This window comes from Neisseria sp. GT4A_CT1, from assembly GCF_000227275.1.
Lineage (GTDB): Bacteria > Pseudomonadota > Gammaproteobacteria > Burkholderiales > Neisseriaceae > Neisseria.
In genome coordinates this window covers 25,555-29,175 of sequence record NZ_JH164966.1, presented here as the reverse complement: position 1 = coordinate 29,175, position 3,621 = coordinate 25,555, and the positions used below count along the sequence as shown (strand labels likewise).

Annotated in this window: 3 protein-coding genes; 2 read left to right on the top strand and 1 reads right to left on the bottom strand. The window is 48.2% G+C overall.

Annotation, left to right across the window (positions count from 1 at the left end; genetic code table 11):
• Positions 1 to 48: 48 nt before the first annotated feature.
• Positions 49 to 903, bottom strand: a complete 855-nt coding sequence (locus tag HMPREF1028_RS04895) for a folate-binding protein YgfZ (RefSeq protein WP_009311689.1) — start codon at positions 901 to 903, stop codon at positions 49 to 51.
• Between the two features lie 196 nt (positions 904 to 1,099).
• Between HMPREF1028_RS04895 and HMPREF1028_RS04890 the strand changes: the two genes are divergently transcribed.
• Positions 1,100 to 1,450, top strand: coding sequence for an ArsC family reductase (locus HMPREF1028_RS04890; RefSeq protein WP_009311688.1), 351 nt, complete (start codon positions 1,100 to 1,102; stop codon positions 1,448 to 1,450).
• A gap of 125 nt (positions 1,451 to 1,575) precedes the next feature.
• A complete protein-coding gene (locus HMPREF1028_RS04885) occupies positions 1,576 to 3,426 on the top strand; it encodes a SurA N-terminal domain-containing protein (RefSeq protein WP_009311687.1) in 1,851 nt (616 codons plus the stop codon).
• Positions 3,427 to 3,621 lie beyond the last annotated feature (195 nt).

Genomic DNA, 3,621 nt, shown 5'->3' with positions numbered 1-3,621 from the left:
ATTTAAATTTAATCCACTTAAGATGGAGGATTGACCGATCGCCGCGCGTCAAGCATCCACTGTAAAGAACAAGGTTTCTTGTTTTAAAGCATTGCCGTCGGCATCGGTCAAATCGGCGTGTGCTGCGGAAAATTTGATAACCGCAAGACTCAGGCTGCCGGTATCGGTCAGCGCGGTATTGATGATTTGTCCGGCTTCTTCGCCTCCGTTTTGAACGGCAACACCTGCGGCTTCCAACGAATCACCCCGCAAAACCACCAGCCCGCGTTTGACTTGTCCGCGATATTGGGCGCGGGCGATGATTTCTTGTCCCGGATAGCAGCCTTTTTTGAAATGTACGCCGCCGATGATGTGTTGGTTGAGCATTTGGGCAACGGCAGTTTCTTTGGTTGCCGTCGAAATCCATGCGTAGCCGCTGCGGATTTCGTGCAGATTCCAAGCGTTTTCGGCTGCCGCGTCATATTCGGGCAGAAGCCCGGCTTCGCCGATTTTCAGACGACCTGAATGGGGCAGGGTAATGGTGTATACCCCGTTGTCTGCTTGAGCAGGAAAGGATAGGGCAGGTTCGGCTGCGGGAGAGGGTGAGGCAGTTTCGTCCAGCTCGCCTGCGACGGCAAAATCGGGCAGCGGTTCAAAGATGACTTTGGCTCTCAGGACAAACATGCGCAACCGTTTGACAATGGCTTCGGTCAGATCCTGCGCCATAATCAGCAGCAAATCTTCTCCTCGGTTGAGGACGATCATATTTGCCAACACGCGTCCTTTCGGGGTGTTGTAAGTGGCATAACATGCGGTATTTTCGTTCAGATGGTTGATGTCGTTGGATAATTGGCCGTGAAGAAAGGAGGCTCTGTCCTCCCCGCTGACTCGGACGGCACCAAAAAATGGCAGGCGGGTTTGCATGTGGAATCCTTTGTCGGGTAGCAATGGAATAGTTCGATATTATAAGAACAAACGCTTGATGAAAAAAGCCGTTGAGTATAGGAAAAGCATACAGAGGTCGTCTGAAAAGGTTTCAGACGACCCATTTTGTTCTGATTAAAAGGAAAATCGGCTAAAATGACGGCGCTTTTTCTTTAGGATAGAGAGTGATTTCAAGATGATTCAGTTATACGGCATTCCCAATTGCGATACGGTGAAAAAAGCCCGCAAATGGTTGGAAGAACATGGCGTTGATTTTCAATTTGTGGATTTTAAAAAGAGCCCGCCGCAAGTTGACACGATAAGCAAATGGTTGGAGCAGATACCGCTGGAGGTTTTATTGAACAAACGCGGTACGACGTGGCGCAAACTGGATGGGCAAGCCCAAGCCGCTGCAGCTACTGCCGATGGCGCGGTTCGATTGATGGCGGAACAGCCCAGCATCATCAAGCGTCCGGTTTTGGAAAAGGAAGGGCGGTTTTTCGTCGGCTTTTCCGAAGAAAACTATCAAGAAATTTTTTCAAAATAACACGATACGGCGGAATGGGGTCGTCTGAAAAATAAGTCGGACCGGCGTTCTGCCAAGAGTGCATAACAAGGCAAAACGCGCTACAATGCGCGTTTGCTATTTTAATCATTACGTCTTCAGATAATATGTTCCATACCGTTGAAAAATATAAAACTCCGGCCCAGATTTTGTTGGGTCTGATTGCGCTGACCTTCGTCGGCTTCGGTGTCAGCACGGTTGCTGCGCCCGGCTCTGATTTTATCGTCAAAATAGGGGATGAAAAAATCAGTGAGTATTCTTTGAATAATGAGTTGCAAGGAGAGCAGCTTCAAGGTCAAAGCCCGTCGCGGGGAGCCGTATTTCAATCTTTAGTTCAACGCGCCTATCTGAAGGAAGGTGCCAAGCTGATGGGTGTGGAAGTTTCCCAAGAGCAGCTTAAACAACTGATCGTGGATGATCCTAACTTTCACGATCAAAACGGTAAATTCAGCCAACAGATCTTTTCAAACTTCCTGAGCCAACGCCATATGACGGAAGACCAGTTTGTCGCCGACATCCGCGAACGGTATGCGTTGCAAAGTTTGATCAATTTGGTGCAAAACGGTGCGATTATCAGCGATGCGCAAGCAGAGCAGCTGATTAAGCTGACTCAGGCGACCCGCGATATCCGTTCGGTAACATTCAATCCTGAAGCCTTTGTTTCTCAAGTAAAAGTCGATGATGCCGCATTGAAGGCATATTATGAGGCGCACAAAAAAGATTATCTGATTCCACAAGGCGTGAAATTGGAATACATCGCCCTGAGTGCCAAAGATTTGGCGGACAAACAGACCGTCAGCGAAGACGAAGTGAAAAAAGCATTTGACGAGCAGGCACCCCATCTTTCGCCCCGCCGTGAAATTGCCCACATTTTCTTCCCAGTTCCCCAAGATGCCGATGAAACGGTACGCGCGGCAATCAAAGCCGAAGCAGACAAAGTTGCGGCAGAGTTGAAAGCCAAGCCGGCCGATTTTACTGATCTGGCGAAGAAATATTCAAAAGACACCGCATCTGCTTCCAAAGGCGGCAACTTGGGCTATCTGTCTAAAGACGGCGGCTTGGGGGCGGATTTGGAAAACGTGGCGTTCTCGCTGCCTAAAGGCGGAATCAGCGATGTGGTTCAAACGCCGGTCGGCTACGATATCGTCCAAGTTTTGAATATCGAAGACAAAGTATCTTTAGAACATGAAAAAGCCCGTATCGAAGCCGATTTGAAGCTGAAAAAAGCTGCTTCCGAATTCAATTCGGCCAAAGAAAAGCTTTCTGAAGAAGCATTTAATACGCCGACTTCCCTGGCGGATGTCGCCAAAAAAACAAATCTGAAACTGGAAAGCCTGGATCAAGATTGGTTGACTCAAGCCAACGGTAAAGCAGCAGGTTTGCCCGATGCATTGATTAATGCTGCGTTCAGTGAAGATGTGTTGAAGAAAAAACACAATTCCGATTTGATTTCCATGGACAAAGATACGGTTTGGGTCATTCGTGTCAAAGAAGTCAGGGAAGAAAAAACCGCACCTTTCGCTGACGTTCAAGAAGAAGTGCGTTTGGCTTATCTGCGCAGCGAAGCCGCAAAACTGGCCGATAAAAAAGCCAAAGAAGCCATCGAGGCTTTGAAGGCAGGCAAAGCAGTTGACTTGAAATGGTCGGAAGTATCGAAATTGAGTGCGCAAGATGCACGCCGAACCATGGCACCCGAAGCGTATAACGAACTGATCAAAGCCCGTCCGCAAAATGGCAAACCTGCATACGCCATGCTGCTGGAAGGCATGCCGGCTCCTGTAATTGTTGAAGTACAAAATATTGCAGCGCCGGAAAATATTGCTTCCCAAGTGCCTGCTGCCAAACAAATGCTGGCACAACAGCAGTCTGCCAACATTTTTGACGCATTGCTGCGTTATTTCAGCAAGGAAATCAAGCGCGAGCAAGGTGCGCAAAAAGTTGATAATTCAGCAGAGTAAGCAGGTGATGAACAGGTAGGCGGCAATGATGGCAAACATGATTGCCCGTCTGCCTTAAACAGAATCAAACGGTCGGAGAAAATCCGACCGTTTTCATTATATAATCAGCCTTTCTTGCCCCATCAATATAGTGGATTAACTTTAAACCAGTACGGCGTTGCCTCGCCTTAGCTCAAAGAGAACGATTCTCTAAGG

Excerpts from the sequence above, each read along its gene's own strand:
- HMPREF1028_RS04895 (WP_009311689.1), bottom strand. The coding sequence starts at position 903 with ATGCAAACCCGCCTGCCATTTTTTGGTGCCGTCCGAGTCAGCGGGGAG.
- HMPREF1028_RS04890 (WP_009311688.1), top strand. The coding sequence starts at position 1,100 with ATGATTCAGTTATACGGCATTCCCAATTGCGATACGGTGAAAAAAGCC.
- HMPREF1028_RS04885 (WP_009311687.1), top strand. The coding sequence starts at position 1,576 with ATGTTCCATACCGTTGAAAAATATAAAACTCCGGCCCAGATTTTGTTG.